The 15722-nt window shown below is 66.2% G+C and carries 15 protein-coding genes; 8 read left to right on the top strand and 7 right to left on the bottom strand.

Going from position 1 to position 15722, the window contains the following annotated elements:
• Window positions 1-189 precede the first annotated feature (189 nt).
• Genes QE373_RS09760 through QE373_RS09740 form a run of 5 tightly spaced genes read right to left on the bottom strand, consistent with a single transcriptional unit; the run spans window position 190 to window position 4890 of the window.
• On the bottom strand, window positions 190-1518 hold the full coding sequence (locus tag QE373_RS09760; RefSeq protein WP_309685895.1) for an XVIPCD domain-containing protein: 1329 nt from the start codon (window positions 1516-1518) through the stop codon (window positions 190-192).
• On the bottom strand, window positions 1515-2165 hold the full coding sequence (locus QE373_RS09755) for a hypothetical protein (protein ID WP_309689690.1): 651 nt from the start codon (window positions 2163-2165) through the stop codon (window positions 1515-1517). The genes QE373_RS09760 and QE373_RS09755 overlap by 4 nt, the downstream gene beginning before the upstream one ends.
• Before the next feature lie 58 nt (window positions 2166-2223).
• Complete coding sequence (locus tag QE373_RS09750) at window positions 2224-2874, bottom strand: hypothetical protein (protein WP_309685893.1); 651 nt, start codon at window positions 2872-2874, stop codon at window positions 2224-2226.
• A gap of 43 nt (window positions 2875-2917) precedes the next feature.
• Window positions 2918-4240, bottom strand: coding sequence for an XVIPCD domain-containing protein (locus QE373_RS09745; protein WP_309685891.1), 1323 nt, complete (start codon window positions 4238-4240; stop codon window positions 2918-2920).
• Window positions 4240-4890 (bottom strand): hypothetical protein, encoded by a 651-nt coding sequence (locus tag QE373_RS09740; protein WP_309685889.1) that lies wholly within the window; start codon window positions 4888-4890, stop codon window positions 4240-4242. The genes QE373_RS09745 and QE373_RS09740 overlap by 1 nt, the downstream gene beginning before the upstream one ends.
• 425 nt (window positions 4891-5315) lie before the next feature.
• Between QE373_RS09740 and QE373_RS09735 the strand changes: the two genes are divergently transcribed.
• The 6 genes from QE373_RS09735 (at window position 5316) to QE373_RS09710 (ending at window position 10466) form a co-directional block, all read left to right on the top strand.
• Window positions 5316-6413, top strand: a complete 1098-nt coding sequence (locus QE373_RS09735) for a DNA adenine methylase (protein ID WP_309685887.1) — start codon at window positions 5316-5318, stop codon at window positions 6411-6413.
• 153 nt (window positions 6414-6566) lie between these two features.
• The gene (gene mntR, locus QE373_RS09730; RefSeq protein ID WP_309685885.1) at window positions 6567-7022 is read left to right on the top strand and encodes a manganese-binding transcriptional regulator MntR; all 456 of its coding nucleotides are present in this window, start codon (window positions 6567-6569) and stop codon (window positions 7020-7022) included.
• The gene (gene tadA, locus QE373_RS09725; protein ID WP_309685883.1) at window positions 7015-7536 is read left to right on the top strand and encodes a tRNA adenosine(34) deaminase TadA; all 522 of its coding nucleotides are present in this window, start codon (window positions 7015-7017) and stop codon (window positions 7534-7536) included. Before mntR ends, tadA begins: the two co-directional genes overlap by 8 nt.
• Window positions 7537-7603: 67 nt before the next feature.
• A complete protein-coding gene (orn, locus tag QE373_RS09720; RefSeq protein ID WP_309685881.1) occupies window positions 7604-8173 on the top strand; it encodes an oligoribonuclease in 570 nt (189 codons plus the stop codon).
• A 201-nt stretch (window positions 8174-8374) separates the two neighbouring features.
• Entirely contained in the window at window positions 8375-9223 is an 849-nt protein-coding gene (locus tag QE373_RS09715; RefSeq protein ID WP_057687441.1) for an EcsC family protein, read from the top strand.
• 130 nt (window positions 9224-9353) lie between these two features.
• A complete protein-coding gene (locus QE373_RS09710; RefSeq protein WP_309685877.1) occupies window positions 9354-10466 on the top strand; it encodes an alkene reductase in 1113 nt (370 codons plus the stop codon).
• Between the two features lie 39 nt (window positions 10467-10505).
• On the opposite strand, the gene QE373_RS09705 is transcribed toward QE373_RS09710, so the two are convergent.
• Both QE373_RS09705 and ppsA read right to left on the bottom strand, forming a co-directional pair.
• On the bottom strand, window positions 10506-11414 hold the full coding sequence (locus tag QE373_RS09705) for a mechanosensitive ion channel domain-containing protein (protein ID WP_309685875.1): 909 nt from the start codon (window positions 11412-11414) through the stop codon (window positions 10506-10508).
• Window positions 11415-11663: 249 nt separating this feature from the next.
• The gene (gene ppsA / locus QE373_RS09700; protein ID WP_309685873.1) at window positions 11664-14042 is read right to left on the bottom strand and encodes a phosphoenolpyruvate synthase; all 2379 of its coding nucleotides are present in this window, start codon (window positions 14040-14042) and stop codon (window positions 11664-11666) included.
• A 146-nt stretch (window positions 14043-14188) separates the two neighbouring features.
• On the opposite strand from ppsA, the gene QE373_RS09695 reads away from it, so the two are divergent.
• The gene (locus QE373_RS09695) at window positions 14189-15025 is read left to right on the top strand and encodes a pyruvate, water dikinase regulatory protein (RefSeq protein WP_309685871.1); all 837 of its coding nucleotides are present in this window, start codon (window positions 14189-14191) and stop codon (window positions 15023-15025) included.
• Window positions 15026-15180: 155 nt separating this feature from the next.
• Entirely contained in the window at window positions 15181-15693 is a 513-nt protein-coding gene (locus QE373_RS09690) for a DUF1249 domain-containing protein (RefSeq protein WP_309685869.1), read from the top strand.
• Window positions 15694-15722: the final 29 nt, after the last annotated feature.

Here is a 15722-nt window from a genome sequence, read left to right as displayed (position 1 = left end):
AGCTATGAGGCCTGCAGTTTCCCTGAGCGCTGAGCCTGTTCGTTCAACCTCTTCCCCAGTGGACGCTCAGAGCGTCCATCTGGCCTGGTCTTGACCCGATCCCACGCCGAAACCAGCGCGTGAGATCGGCTTGAGCAAGCCACGTAGGCGTACAGTAGGCCCTGCCCAACCAGGGCGCCCGGGAACGGCTCAGGCATTCATGCTGCGCGCAGCCGCCTGGCTCTGCTCGATCTGGATGTCACGATCCTGCGAGGCCACCTGCTGCGCGGCCTGCTGTGAAGCCACGCGCTCGCTGGACTGATCCAGTGACGTGTTCATTGCCTCGGTGGTCGCCACCGACACCCGCAGGTGCGCCGGATCGTTGACTTCACCCTGCACGCCGAACGTGCGCGACGCATCGCTGCTCATCAGCACATTGTCGATGCGGGTGCCGCCGTTGGCATGCATTTCCGCCGCCAGGCTGCCGGCGAGCTGGCCGCTGTGCTGGTCCGGTGTGCGGCCCACGCGCAGGTCCTGTGCTTCCACGCCGCGCAGCGCGTCCTGGAACAGCAGGTTGCCGGGGTGGCCAGGCTGATCCATGCGCATCGCGCCGTCGCGCTTGTGCGCTTCTTCTTCCGCCGCCTTGCGCGCAGGCTCGCCCGGCTCCAGCGGGCCGCGGATGCGGTTGATGATGTCCTCCGCGTTGCCGATCCCACCGCGGGTCGCAGTGGTCAGGCCGCCGCGCAGGAATTCCAGCTTGTCGCGGTACTCGCTGATCATGCCGTCGTTCTGCTTGGCCAGCGTCTGCGAGGCGGGATTGTTCAGTACAGAGCCCTCGCCCAGGAAGTTGTGCATCTTGTGCGAATCCAGCGACCGACCGGCAGCCAGCAGCGCCGAATCGGGCATCAGGAAGCCAGCTACCGCGCCGTTGCGGAAGCCGGATCCGTACAGGTTCTTGATCTCGGTTTCGTTCGCGTAGACCTTCACCTGGCCGTAGTGGCCGGACGCCGCGCTGACCGGATCGGCCGACATCACATGGTTGACCATCGCGTCGCCGCCTTCGCGGATGCGGTAGCCCAGACTGGCTGCGCCGTAGGCATTGAAGGTTTCGCCCTTCAGGCCATGGTGGTGCGCGGAAATCTGTGCGAGCGAGCCGCCCAGCGAATGGCCGGTGACGGTGACATCCAGACGCTGTCCGCTGCGGGTTTCCTCGCGCTGCGCGAACTCATTGGCGCGCGCGGTCAGCGCGATCGCATCGTCCGCCTGCAGGTTGGTACGGGCCACGACCATGCCCAGGTCAGTGACCACATCGTGCAGTGGCTGCTCGGTTCCACGGTGGGCGACCACGATCTCGTTGGTGTCCACCCGTTGGTAGATGAAACCCTGGTAGCCGTTCTTGTTGTTGACGTGTTCCAGGATGCGGTAGCTGTGGTCACCGATCGGGACAACCTGCGCTTCATCGGGAGCCCAGCGGCCGACAGCGCGATCCTTGTAGGCATCATCGGCGAGTGCGGCGTAATCCTGGCTGCGCAGGCTCATGGCTGGGCCTCTTTACCGGCAAGGGTCACCGAGAACAGTGCGTCACGCAGCTCGGGCTTGAAGCCCTCCGGTGTGTCCTTGCCATAGTCGGCGTAGTTGTCCATCGCATCGCGAGGATAACCGAGGTCGGCGTAGTGCTGGATCTCGGTCTCGCCTTTGACGAAACGGTCGGCCTCGATGAAGGACACGAAGCGGGTTTCACCATCGGCACCGGTCGCCTTCAACGTGGCGCCGGCCCCGCTGAACTTCCACTGGCAGACGCCGCGATCGTAGTAGTCCTCATCGAGCATGCGGTCCAGATAGACCGTTCCCTGGTACTCCGTATCTGAGATCTTCTTCAGCTCTACCGGTTCCTGGCTGGTGATGCGGCCCGCGCGGCCGGTAGCCGGCACGATGCGCCCGCATTCCTGTTCGTTGATGACGTCGTACTGGGCGGTGCCTTTGACCACGGTGAACGGGCCCGGCGCATCGTTGATCTTCAATACAAATTCGTATGCCTGGCGCGGGGCCGGGTTGAGCTTGGCCAAGCCGCGGCCGCCCTGTTCGACGTCCTGTTCTGCGGCAGTGATTTCCTGGTTCATGGCGGTCTCCGAATGGCAAGCAGTTAGAAGCAGCAACACAGCGCACGGTAGAAGTGATCGGCGCACTGGGGGCCTCCTGGATGGTGGGGGGAAGAGGGAAGCAATCAGGGTCATCGGGCGGCACTCATGGGCGCGCTTCCTTACCCATCAGGGTGGCTGAGAACAACGATCCGCGCAGTTCCGGCTTGAACTCGGCCGCGGCATTCTCACCGTAGTCGGCGTAGTCATCCAGCGACTCGCGCGGATAGCCCATGTCAGCGTAATACCGCGTTTCGGTACCACCCGAGATGAAGCGGTCGGCGGCGATGAAGGAGAGGAAGCGGGTCTCGCCCACGCCACCAGTCGCCTTCAGCATCGCGCCTGCCCCGCTGAACTTCCACCGGCAGACGCCGCGATCGTAATAGTCTGCATCGAGCATGCGGTCCAGATGGACCGTGCCGCGGTACTCGGTGTCGGAGATCTTTTCCAGCGCGACCGGTTCCTGGCTCGTGATGCGCCCGGCGCGTCCCGTCGACGGCAGGATGCGTCCGCATTCCTGTTCGTTGATGACGTCGTACTGGGCGCTACCTTCCACCACCGAAAACGGGCCCGGCGCATCGTTGATCGTCACCACGAATGCGTACGCCTGGCGGGGGGCGGGATTCAGCGTGGCTAGCCCGCGGTCGCCCTGTTGGGCCTTCTGTCCTGCAGCGGTGTTCTGCTGCTCCACCGAGGTGCCGGAGTGGCAGGCGGCGAGCAGCACAAGGAGGAGGCTGGGCAGGATCCGCATGCGCATGAAACGCCGCTTGGCTGATCCGCCAGATGGCAGTGGCGTGCAATCAAGCATGCATCTGCCGCGTTGCATTCTGCTGCTGGGCCAGCTGAAGCTCTTGTTCCTGGCCCATGCGCTGGGTGGCTGCCTGCTGCACGCGTTCGCTGCTCTGTTCCAAGGGAATCTGCATCGCCTCGGCGGTCGCCACCGAAACCCGCAGGTGCGCCGGATCGTTGGCCTGGCCCTGCACGCCGAAGGTGCGCGAGGCATCGCTGCTCATCAGCACGCTGTCGATGCGGGTGCCGCCGTTGGCATGCATTTCAGCGGCCAGGCTGCCGGCCAGCTGGCCGCTGTGCTGGTCCGGCGTGCGGCCCACGCGCAGGTCCTGTGCTTCCACGCCGCGCAGTGCGTCCTGGAACAGCAGGTTGCCGGGGTGGCCGGGGCTGTCCATGCGCATGGCGCCATCGCGCCTGTGCGCGTCTTCTGTGGCCTTGCGGGCCGGCTCACCCGGATCCAGCGGGCCGCGGATGCGGTCGTAGAGATCCACGGTCACGCCCGGCACGCCGCGCGCACCGGTGGTGACGGCCCCGCGCAGCAGTTCCATCTTGTCGCGGTATTCGTCGATCATCCGCGCGTTCTGCCTGGCCAGCGCCTGCGTGGCAGGGTCGTCCAGCACCGAGCCGGCATCAGCGAAATTGCCGAGCTTGTGCGCGCCCAGCGAGCCGGCGGCGGCGACCAGCGCCGAATCCGGAATCACGCCGTTGTACCACTTGTTGCTGAAGCCGGCGTTGCCCAGTGTGCGTATCTCATCGGGCCTGGCGTACAGGCGGACCTCGCCGTAATGGCCAGAAGCCGCGCTGACCGGATCCGAGGCCATGGCGTGGTTGAGCACGCTCTTGCCACCTTCGGGAATGCGCAGGCCAAGGCTGGCCGCGCCGTAGGCGTTGAAGGTTTCGCCTTTCAGGTCGAAGTGGTGGGCGGTGACCTGGGCCAGCGCGCCGCCCAGCGAATGCCCTGTGACAGTGACTTCCGGGGCCCGGCCTTCGTTCTCGCCGATGTGCTTGGACAAGGCGACCGCACGCTGGGTCAGCGCGATGGCGTCGCCCGCCTGCAGGTTGTAGCGCGCCAGCACCATCCCGCCATCGGCAAGCACCGCATCCTGCGCGATCTCTTCGGTGCCGCGGTGGGAGACGATGATCTCGCCGGTATCCTCGCGTTGGTAGATCGTGCCCTGGTAGCCGTTGACGCGGTTGTTTACGTGCTCCAGCACCTTGTAGTTGTGCCCGTTGAGTGCAACCACTTCTTCCTGGCCAGGCGCGTGGCGGCCGACCTTGTGGTCTTCATATGCATCGGCGGAAAGCGCAGCGTAGTCGCGGTGGGTGAGCGGCATCAGCGCACCTCATGGGCGGTCAGGGTCGCGGTGAACAGCGCATCCTGCAGTTCCGGGCGGAACCGGGTCGGGTCTTCGTGGCCGGCCTGGCCGAAGTCCGGTACCGACTCCACGCGCGGGTAGTCGCGATCCGGGTAATGCCGGGTGAGCGCCTTGCCGGCGATGAACTGATCGGCCTGGATGAACGAGGTGAAGCGGGTTTCGCCGTCGGCCCCGGTGGCTTTCAACATCGCGCCGGCCCCACTGAAGGACCACGTGCAGACACCGCGGCCGTAGTAATCCTCATCCAGCATGCGGTCCAGGTAGACCGTGCCGCGGTACTCGGTGTCGGACACCTTCTTCAGCTGCACCGGCTCCTGGCTGGTGATGCGCGCGGCCATGCCGGTGGCGGGAATGATGCGGCCGCACTCCTGCTCATTGGTCACGTCGTACTGCGCCACGCCTTCCACCACGGCGAATGCACCGGGGGCATCGGCGATGCTCAGCACCAGCTCGAACGCCTGGCGCGGGCTGGGATTGAGCTTGGCCAGGCCCCGGCCGCCGTTCTCGACGTCCTGTTCGGCGGTGGTGATTTCCTGGTTCATGGCGTTCTCCGGATGGCAGGCGGTGAGGAGGAGCAGGGCAGCGCACGGCAGAAACGTTCGGCGCACGGAGGGCCTCCTGGCTGCGGGTGGAAAGGGGGGAAGTCGGTGCCGTCATGCCGGGCCACGCAAGCGGCCGAGCACGCCGCAGACGGGCGCAGGGCAGGGCACGCGTGCGGGAGCCTGGGGCTCGAACCGGTGTGCGTGGGCCGCGGTGTTGTCTCCGTTCCTTGGCGACATGTGCTCGATTCGTGACGAATAGACCTCCTTTTTACCAGTTCGACGTTTCGTTTGCGTCAAAACGTTGGCGCTCGGGTAACGGGATCACATCGGTGGCGCCGCGCAACGCTCGGCGCAAACGCCTGATCCCAGGCGTGATTGACCGCACTGCATACCCGCCGAGCGCGGCTCGGCGCTACCATGGCGGGGAATTTCGAATGCCATCATGTGATCAGGGGAACCGATTGAATCCGCGGGAAGATTCCACTGACTCCGTGCCTGCCGAGCACGCGGCTTACCTGCGCAGCCAGCTGATCACCTATATCGGCAACAAGCGCGCCCTGCTGCCGTTCGTGGAGGCCGGCATCGCCCATGCCAAGCAGTGCCTGGGCAAGACGCGGATCGATTTCCTGGACCTGTTTTCCGGCTCCGGCGTGGTCGCTCGGCTGGCCCGCCGGCATGCCGCGCTTCTGCACTGCAATGACCTGGAGCGCTACAGCGAGGTCGGCAACCGCTGTTACCAGGCCAACGTGGCGGACGTGGATGCGCGGGCGCTGGAGGAAGCGCTGGCCCACGTTGCACGGCGGGTGCAGCGCGAACTGGCGCCGGGCTTCCTGTGTGAACTGTATGCGCCGCTGGACGACGATGACATCCAGCCCGGTGAGCGGGTGTTCTATACGCGGCGCAACGCGATGTTCCTGGATACCTTCTGCCAGGTGCTGGTGGATACGCCGGTCGACCTGCGGCCGTTCCTGCTGGCGCCGGTGCTGGCGCAGGCGTCGATGTATACCAACACTTCGGGCGTATTCAAAGGCTTCCACAAGAACCGCGAAGGCGTCGGCCAGTTCGGCGGTACCGCGCGCAACGCGCTGTCGCGCATCCTGCGCCCGATCGAGGTGCAGGCGCCGGTGTTCAGTCGCTTCGCCTGTGATGTGCAGCTGCACCGTCGCGATGCCAATGCACTGGTGCGTGAACTGGACGTGGTGGACGTGGCGTACTTCGATCCGCCCTACAACGAGCATCCGTATGGTTCGAATTACTTCATGTTGAACCTGCTGTGCGATTACCAGCGGCCGTCGCAGGTCAGCCGGGTGTCGGGCATTCCCAGCGACTGGAACCGTTCGGACTACAACAAGGCCCGGCTGGCCGAGGCCGCACTGTTCGATGCGGTGGCGCAGGTGCGCGCCCGTTTCGTGCTGATCTCGTACAACTCCGAAGGCTTCATCAGCCACGAACGCTTCGTTGCCGGGCTTGAGGCGATGGGCGCGCTGAGCGTGATGGACACGCGCTACAACACCTTCCGCGGCAGCCGGAACCTGGGTGCCCGGGACACCCATGTAACCGAGTTCCTGTACCTGCTGGACAAGCGTTGAACCCCATCCGGCCGTGCCGGAGCGGCGAGGCAATGACGGCCGCCTGCCCCCGTAGTGACGGCCGCTGGCCGTCGTGGTGGATGCCCTCCGCTGCGCTCGCCGAGCATGGCTCGGCGCTACCGATGGTTTCCGGCGCCCGCGTACAATACCCGCATGCCAGACAGCACCCGCCCGAAGTCCGTCCTGCCCGCTACCCAGGTCCACATGGAGGGCTTCGCGCAGGTGCGTGAGGCGCGCCGGTCCGAGCTGGTGGAGGACTACGTGGAGCTGATCGCCGACCTGATCGCCGACGGTCGCGAGGCGCGCCAGGTGGACATCGCCAGCCGCCTCGGGGTGGCGCAGCCGACGGTCGCCAAGGCGCTCAAGCGGCTGGTCAAGGAAGGCTGGGCGATCCAGCGCCCGTACCGCGGCGTGTTCCTGACCCCGGCCGGCGAACAGCTGGCGCGCGATGTACGCGCCCGCCACCAGACCGTGGAGCGCTTCCTGCTGGCGCTCGGCGTGGATGCCGATTCGGCGCGGCGCGATGCCGAGGGCATCGAGCACCATGTCAGCGAAGCGACGTTGACCGCGTTCGAGGCCTTCCTGGCCAAGGCGGTGCCGCATGCCTGACGCGCTGCCGGTCCACGATGCCGACGAACACTGGATGCGCCATGCACTGGCGCTGGCCGAGCGCGCGCAGCGCGAGTTCAACGAGATCCCGGTTGGTGCGGTGCTGGTCAGTGCGGACGGTGAGGTGCTGGGCGAAGGCTGGAACCTCAACATCGCCGAGCACGACCCCAGCGCGCATGCCGAGATCGTGGCGATGCGGCGGGCGGGCAGGGCGCTGCAGAACCACCGGCTGATGGGCAGCACGCTGTACGTCACCCTGGAGCCCTGTGCGATGTGCGCGATGGCGATCGTGCACGCGCGCGTGGCCCGGCTGGTGTATGCGGCCACCGACCCGAAGACCGGGGCCTGTGGCAGCGTGTTCGACCTGCTCGGCGACGCGCGCCACAACCACCGGGTGGACATCCATGGCGGCGTGCTGGCACGCGAGGCGAGCACCCGGCTGACCAATTATTTCCGCGCCAAGCGCGGCCGCCCGCTGCTGTCATTGGATGCGCCGGCCACCGACGAGGGCTGAACGGCGCGGTATCATTGCCGCATCCATTCATGGCGAGGCCGCGGCCCGCCCACAGCGAGGAAACACGATGGCCGACACCGGCGCGGGCAACGACCGACTGATCTGGATCGACCTGGAAATGACCGGGTTGGACACCGACAACGATTCCATCATCGAAATCGCCACGGTGGTCACCGATGCCCAGCTCAACGTGCTTGCCGAAGGCCCGGAGTTCGCCATCCACCACGCGGTGGAGCGGCTGGAGGCGATGGATGAGTGGAACCGCAACCAGCACCGTCGCTCGGGCCTGTGGCAGCGCGTGGTCGACAGCCAGGTCAGTCTGGGCCAGGCCGAAGCAGCCACGGTGAACTTCCTGGCCGAATGGATCGGCGCGGGGGCGTCGCCGATGTGCGGCAACTCGATCTGCCAGGACCGCCGTTTCCTGCATCGTGAAATGCCGCGGCTGGAGAAGTATTTCCACTACCGCAACCTGGATGTGTCCACCATCAAGGAGCTGGCCAAGCGCTGGGCCCCGATGGTGGCTGCCGGAGTGGGCAAGAACAGCAACCACACCGCGCTGAGCGACGTGCATGATTCGATCAACGAACTGAAGCACTACCGGCAGTTCATGGGCACCCTGGCTGGCCTGCCCGACTGAAAGGTAGTGACGGCCGCTGGCCGTCAGAAGACCGGCTGAAAGGTAGTGACGGCCGCTGGCCGTCAGAAGACCGGCTGAAAGGTAGTGACGGCCGCTGGCTGTCAACGGGCCAGCGGCCGATGACACAGCTGACGGCCAGCGGCCGTCACTACCCGGTCGTCGTCACCCGGCCGTTCAACTCCCCGGCGCTAAGATCAGGCGATGAACGAGCCGATCCTGCTTCCCCGTGACATCGCCCACCAGCCCCAGGACTGGGCTGACCTGCAACGCGCCGTAAGCCTGCTGGAGGCGCCGACCATCACCGCGCGCATGGCCAACCTGGTCGGCACGCCGCTGGAGTTCGCGGTGAGCCGGCTGCCCACCGCGGTGTCCAGCCGCATCCATGGCGCCGTGCAGGCCGCGCTGTACAAGGCGGTGCAGGGCGCGTTGATGAGCATGGACAACACGCCGGGCAAGTCCGCCTCCACGCGCTGGCACAAGCTGGCGGCGGCCACCTCCGGTGCGGTCGGAGGTGCGTTTGGTTTCGCCGCGCTGCTGATCGAACTGCCGGTGTCCACCACCATCATGATGCGCGCGGTGGCCGACGTAGCCCGCAGCGAGGGCTTCGACCTGGCCGACATGTCCACCCGCCAGGCCTGCCTGGAAGTGTTCGCGCTGGGCGGCAACGCCAAGAGCGATGATGCCAGTGAAACCGGCTATTACCTCGCGCGCGGCTTCACCGCCGACGTGGTGCGGCACCTGTCGGCCGAGCTGGCCGGGCGGGTGGTGACCGGCCGCAACCTGACCCTCGGCGTGGCGCCGAAGGAGGCCGGCAAACTGCTGGCCAAGCTGGTGGAGAAAGTGGCCGGGCGGTTCGGCGTGGTGATCACCGAGAAGTTCGCCGCGCAGGCGGTGCCGATCGTCGGCGCGGCTACCGGTGCGGCGTTGAACACCATGTTCACCGACTACTACCAGGACGTGGCGCGCGGTCATTTCATCGTGCGCCGGCTGGAGCGCAAATACGGCGAGGACGTGGTGCAGGCCTGTTACCAGCGTATCGCCCAGGGCTGACGGAGCGGCGCTGCTGCGTCGCCGTCGCTGATCGTTGCGCCACAGGCACAACTGTATTGCCCGGCCGGGTCTGTAAGCGGTGGTGGCCGGCCCCCATCCTTGTTGCATGCTCATAGCGCAAGGAATTTCCATGCTGTTCTCTCCGTATTCCCTGGGTCCGCTACGGCTGGCCAACCGTATCGTGATGCCGCCGATGACCCGCTCGCGGGCCGCCGAAGGCAACGTGGCCACCGCGGACATGGCCACGTACTACGCCCAGCGCGCCTCGGCCGGGCTGATCGTCAGCGAAGGCACCCAGATCAGCCCGCAGGGCCAGGGGTATGCATGGACGCCGGGTATCCACAGTCCCGCGCAGATCGAAGGCTGGCGCGCGGTCACGGACGCGGTGCATGTCGCGGGCGGGCGCATCTTCGCCCAGCTGTGGCACGTGGGACGGGTCTCCCACGTGGCCCTGCAGCCGGGTAATGCCGCACCGGTCTCGTCGTCCGCGCTGCAGGCCGAGCGAGTGAAGGTGTTCGTCGATCCCACCGGTGCGGGTCCGCAGTCCGGGGTGGGCGAGATGATCCAGCATTCGATGCCGCGGGCGCTATCGGAGGAAGAGATCCCGGGCATTGTCGCCGAGTATGCGCAGGCCACCCGCAATGCGCTGGCCGCCGGCTTTGATGGGGTGGAGCTGCACGGGGCCAACGGGTATCTGATCAACCAGTTCATCGATTCGCAGGCCAACCAGCGCACCGATGGCTACGGTGGCACGCTGGCCAACCGCCTGCGCTTCCTGCGCGAAGTGGTGGCGGCGGTGGTGGAGGTGGCCGGCGGCGAGCGGGTCGGGGTGCGGCTGGCGCCGCTGACCACGCTGCAGGGCGCAGTGGATGACACGCCGCAGGCCACGTATCTGGCCGCCGCGCACGTACTGGACCAGCTGGGCGTGGGCTACCTGCACATCGCCGAGGCCGACTGGGAGGATGCTCCGGTGATGCCGGTGGCCTTCAAGGAGGCATTGCGGATCATCTACCGCGGCACGTTGATCTATGCGGGGAAGTACACGGTGGCACGCGCCGAAGAAGCGCTGGAAAAGGGCTGGGCGGACCTGATCGGCTTCGGCCGGCCGTTCATTGCCAATCCTGACCTGCCGCAGCGCCTGCAGGCCGGCGCCGCGTTGAATGAGCCGGACCGCGCCACGTATTTTGGTGGCGGGGCGGAGGGGTTCATCGATTATCCGGTGCTGGAAGCGGTAGAAGCGTAGGAGCAGGAGCGTGACGACCAGCGGCCGTCACTACCGGGGTCAGCGCGGGTCGCGCACCAAGGCGTCGGCGCTGGTGACGCTGCCGTCCTTGCCGTGCAGGTACAGGTGCATGTCCTGCTGCGGGTACGGGATGTTGATGCCTGCCTTGTCGTAGCCCAGCTTCAGCTGCTCCAGCAGGGTCACCTTGGTGCCGAAGTGGTCGGCGGCGTTGACGTAGCAGCGGATGCCCAGGTTGATCGAATGCGCCCCCAGTTCGTAGACCACCACGTCCGGCGCCGGCGTGGCCAGCACGCGCTTGTCGGCCTTCATGATGGCCAGCGCGGTATCGCGCGCCAGCTGTATGTCGTCCTCGTAGCCGATGCCGATGACCAGTTCCACGCGGCGCGTCGGCTCGGCGGTGAGGTTGATGATCGGCGCGGCGGTGATCAGCGTATTGGGGATGGTGGTGTGCTGGTTGTCGGCGCCGGTGATCACGGTCTGGAAGATGCGCACGTCACGCACGGTGCCGGTCTGCCCGGCCACCGTCACCACATCGCCCACGCGGAACGGTCGCAGCGTTACCAGCATCACCCCGGAGGCGATGTTGGACAGCGAATCCTTCAATGCCAGGCCGATCGCCAGGCCGGCGGTACCCAGTACCGCCAGCAGCGGGGAGATCGGCACGCCCAGCGTGGCGATGGCCAGCACGGCGACGATCACCAGCGCAGCGGCATACACCACGTTGCGCATGAAGCTGCCGAGCATCGGGTCCATGCCGATCCGCGCCGTGGCGCGTGGCAGCACGTTGGATACGCGGCGCGCCAGCCAGATGCCGACCAGCAGCACCACGACGGCGGCGATCAGCGGCAGGCCGTAGGTTTCGAAGATGCGTTCCCAGTTGAGGCTGTGCCACCAGGACGAAGCGGGCAGGGCGGGCGCGGGGGCGGTCGTGGGGGCAGCGGCGGACATGCGGTCTCCTGGGCAGGCGCTGGAAACAACAAGCCCCGCATAGGCGGGGCTTGTGTGTGGCAGGAGTATGCCCGGCGATCGGTAAAGATCCTGTAGAAGCGTGACGGCCAGCGGCCGTCACTACCGTCGCCAGGCCTGCTGGTAGCGCCGAGCCGTGCTCGGCGAGCGCAGCGGCAAGGGGGAACAGCGTGACGACCAACGGCCGTCACCTACCAGCCTGGGGGTGACGGCCAGCGGCCGTCACTACCATCAGCCGGCCTGCTTCAGCTTGGCCAGGCGCAGCCAGGTGTCGACCACGGTATCGGGGTTGAGCGATACCGATTCGATGCCTTCCTGCATCAGCCACTCGGCCAGGTCCGGGTGGTCCGACGGACCCTGCCCGCAGATGCCGACATACTTGCCCTTGGCGCGTGCGGCCTTGATCGCCATCGACAGCAGCTTCTTCACCGCCGGGTTCCGTTCGTCGAACAGGTGCGCGACGATCGACGAATCGCGATCCAGGCCCAGCGTCAGCTGGGTCAGGTCGTTGGAGCCGATCGAGAAGCCATCGAAGATATCAAGGAACTCATCGGCGAGCAGTGCGTTGGACGGCACCTCGCACATCATGATGATCTTCAGGCCGTTCTCGCCCTGCTTCAGGCCATTCTGTTCCAGCACCTCGACGACCTTGCGGCCTTCTTCCAGCGTGCGGACGAACGGAATCATGACCCACAGGTTGTCCAGGCCCATCTCGTTGCGCACGCGCAGCACGGCCTTGCATTCCAGCGCGAAGGCAGCGGAGAAACTCGGGTCGACATAACGGCTGGCGCCGCGGAAGCCGATCATCGGGTTTTCTTCGTGCGGTTCGTAGTTGGTGCCGCCGATCAGGTTGGCGTACTCGTTGGACTTGAAGTCCGACAGGCGCACGATCACCGGGTTCGGGGCCACCGACGCGGTCAGCGTGGCGATGCCTTCGGCCAGGCGATCCACGTAGAAGCTCACCGGATCCTTGTAGCCGGCGATCTTCTCGTCGATCTTCTTCCTGGTCGCCGCGTCCTGGCGGTCATATTCCAGCAGCGCATTCGGGTGGATGCCGATGTGGCTGGCGATGATCATTTCCAGGCGCGCCAGGCCGATGCCGGCGTTGGGCAGCTGGCCGAAGTCGAAGGCACGTTCCGGGTTGGCCACGTTCATCATAATCTTCAGCGGCGCCGGCGGCATGTTGCCGAGATCGGTGGTGGTGCGTTCGAAGTCGAGGATGCCTTCGTAGATGAAGCCGGTGTCACCTTCGGCGCAGCTGACGGTGACCTGCTGGCCGTCCTGGATCAGCTGGGTCGCGTTGCCCGAGCCGACCACGGCCGGCACGCCCAGCTCGCGCGCGATGATCGCGGCGTGGCAGGTGCGGCCACCGCGGTTGGTGACGATGGCCGAAGCACGCTTCATCACCGGTTCCCAATCGGGGTCGGTCATGTCGGCGATCAGCACGTCGCCGGGCTGCACGCGGGCCATGTCGTCCAGCGTCTTGACCACGCGGGCGGTACCGGCGCCGATCTTGGCACCCACGGCGCGGCCTTCGGCCAGCACCTTGCCGTCCTTCTGGCTCAGCGCGAAGCGCTCGATCTGGGTGGCGTGGCTGCGCGACTTCACCGTTTCCGGGCGGGCCTGCACGATGAACAGCTTGCCGCTGACGCCGTCCTTGGCCCACTCGATATCCATCGGCCGGCCGTAATGCTTTTCGATGACCAGTGCCTGCTTGGACAGTTCCTGCACGTCTTCATCGCTGATCGAGAAGGTGCTGCGCAGGTCGCCCGGGGTGTCTTCGATGCGCACGCGCTCACCGGGCACGTCCGAATACACCATGCGGATGGCCTTGCTGCCCAGCGAACGGCGCAGGATCGCCGGCTTGCCGGCATTCAAGGTGGGCTTGTAGACGTAGAACTCGTCCGGGTTGACCGCACCCTGCACGACCATCTCGCCGAGGCCGAACGAGGAGGTCACGAAGACCACGTCGCGGAAGCCGGATTCGGTGTCCAGGGTGAACAGCACGCCGGAAGAGCCGACGCCCGAACGCACCATCAGCTGCACGCCGGCGGACAGGAACACGTCCTCGTGCTTGAAGCCGTGGTGGACGCGGTAGGCGATGGCGCGATCGTTGTACAGCGAGGCGAACACTTCCTTGACCTTCAGCACGACATCGTCGGCGCCGGTCACGTTGAGGAAGGTTTCCTGCTGGCCGGCGAACGACGCATCGGGCAGGTCTTCGGCGGTGGCCGAGGAACGCACCGCCACGGCGATGTCGCCTCCGCCGTTTTCGGCGCTCAGCTGCGCGTAGGCCGTGCGGATGTCCTGGTCCAGCTGCGGCTGCAGCGGCGCATCGATGACCCAGCCCCGGATCTCCTTGCCGGCAACGGTCAGCGCGGCGACGTCTTCGACATCCAGCGTGGCCAGTTTGTCGAAGATGCGCTTGGACAGGTCGTTATGGGCAATGAAGTCCTTGAAGGCTTCAGAGGTCGTGGCATAGCCTCCGGGCACGGACACCCCGAGACCGGCGAGGTTGCCGATCATTTCGCCAAGCGACGAATTTTTTCCACCTACGCGGGCCAGGTCGGCCAAGCGCAGTTCGTGCAACCACAGGATATTCTCGTTCAAGCGCGATGCTCCGTTTGGCCATCGCCCGAGGCGGGCTGGGAATGGCCGCGTCCGTAGGAAGAAGCCGCTATGATGCCGGTCGGACTGCCGTCGGCACAAGCTTGTGACAGCAGGTGTTTTAAGTTTCGGACTGGGAAAATGCGCATATGACGACCATCCGGCCGGTGTTCTATGTATCCGATGGAACCGGTATCACCGCTGAAACCATTGGGCATAGCCTGCTCACCCAGTTCTCCGGATTCAGCTTCATCACGGACCGGATGTCGTTCATCGACGACCCCGAAAAAGCCGCCGAGGCCTGTGCCCGGATCCAGGCGGCAGGGGAGCGCTACCAGGTCCGGCCGATCGTGGTGAATTCCTGCGTGGACCAGAGCCTGAGCGTGATCCTGGCCAGCAGCGGGGCGCTGATGCTGGACGTTTTCGCCCCTTTCATCGAGACGCTGGAGACCGAACTGTCCTCGCCGCGCCTGTCGCGGGTGGGCCAAGCGCACGGCATGGTGGATTTCGAAACCTACCACCGCCGGATCAACGCGATGAACTTCGCGCTGAGCCACGATGACGGAATTGCTGTCAATTACGACGATGCCGACGTGATCCTGGTGGCCGTCTCGCGGGCCGGCAAGACGCCGACCTGCATCTACCTGGCCCTGCATTACGGGGTCAGCGCGGCCAATTACCCGCTGACCGACGAAGACCTGGAAACCGAGCAGTTGCCACCGCGCCTGCGCAATTACCGCCGCAAGCTGTTCGGGCTGACCATCGATCCCGAGCGCCTGCAGCAGATCCGCCAGGAACGCCGGCCGAATTCGCGCTATGCCCGCCGCCGAAACCTGCCGCCGCGAAGTGGCCATCGCCGAGCGCATGTTCCAGCTGGAGCGGGTGCCGACGCTGAGCACCACGCATACCTCGATCGAGGAGATTTCCAGCAAAGTGCTGGCGACGCTGGGGCTGCGGCGGGAGTTGTATTGAGGGGGGAGGGGTGACGGCCAGCGGCCGTCACTGCCGGAGCGAGGCGCTGACGGCCAGCGGCCGTCACTACCGCAGGGCGGCCGTCAGTACCGGGTGAACCCTGATCGTGCGCCGAACATGGCACCGGCACAAGCTGCCGCGGCGCGCCGGCTTTGTGTAGGATCGAGCCATGGCCCAAGCCCGTCCCCTCGCCGAACGCATTCCCCGTCTCAGCCGGCTCAGCTGGCTGATGGGCCTTTACGCAGAGAACCACCGGCACCTGGTGCGCCTGTTCGCGCCGGGCGACCTGGAGGTCGGCAGCTATGTTTCCTCGGTCGGTGATGGGCTGGATGTCCGCCTGGACGTGATCGCCCGCCACGCCTACACGGTGGAGCTGCGGCTGACCTACGACCTGTGCGACCCGGTCACCGGGCAGCCGGATCCATCGGCGTATATCCGGCTGTACCGCGACGCCCGCCAGGCTGAAACCACGCACTGCTACGTGGGCCGCCGCTGGCAGGACGTGGTGGGCTTGTACCCGCCGCCGGCCGAGCTGATCAGCCACCGCATGCGCATGAACACCTTCCTGGGCAAGTGGCTGGATTACCTGGCCGAACGCGGCCATGGCGTGGCCACGCTGGTCCGGGACCACGACACGCAACCGGCTGCAAGCGCTGAAAAGCGCCTGTCGGTCGTGCCCTGATCGGACATAATCAGCGGCTCACCCGTTGC

It is taken from the genome of Stenotrophomonas sp. SORGH_AS_0321 (assembly GCF_031453215.1).
In the GTDB taxonomy this organism is placed as follows: domain Bacteria; phylum Pseudomonadota; class Gammaproteobacteria; order Xanthomonadales; family Xanthomonadaceae; genus Stenotrophomonas; species Stenotrophomonas chelatiphaga.
Note: the sequence above shows the minus strand (reverse complement) of the source record. Positions and strands in the feature narration are given on the sequence as shown.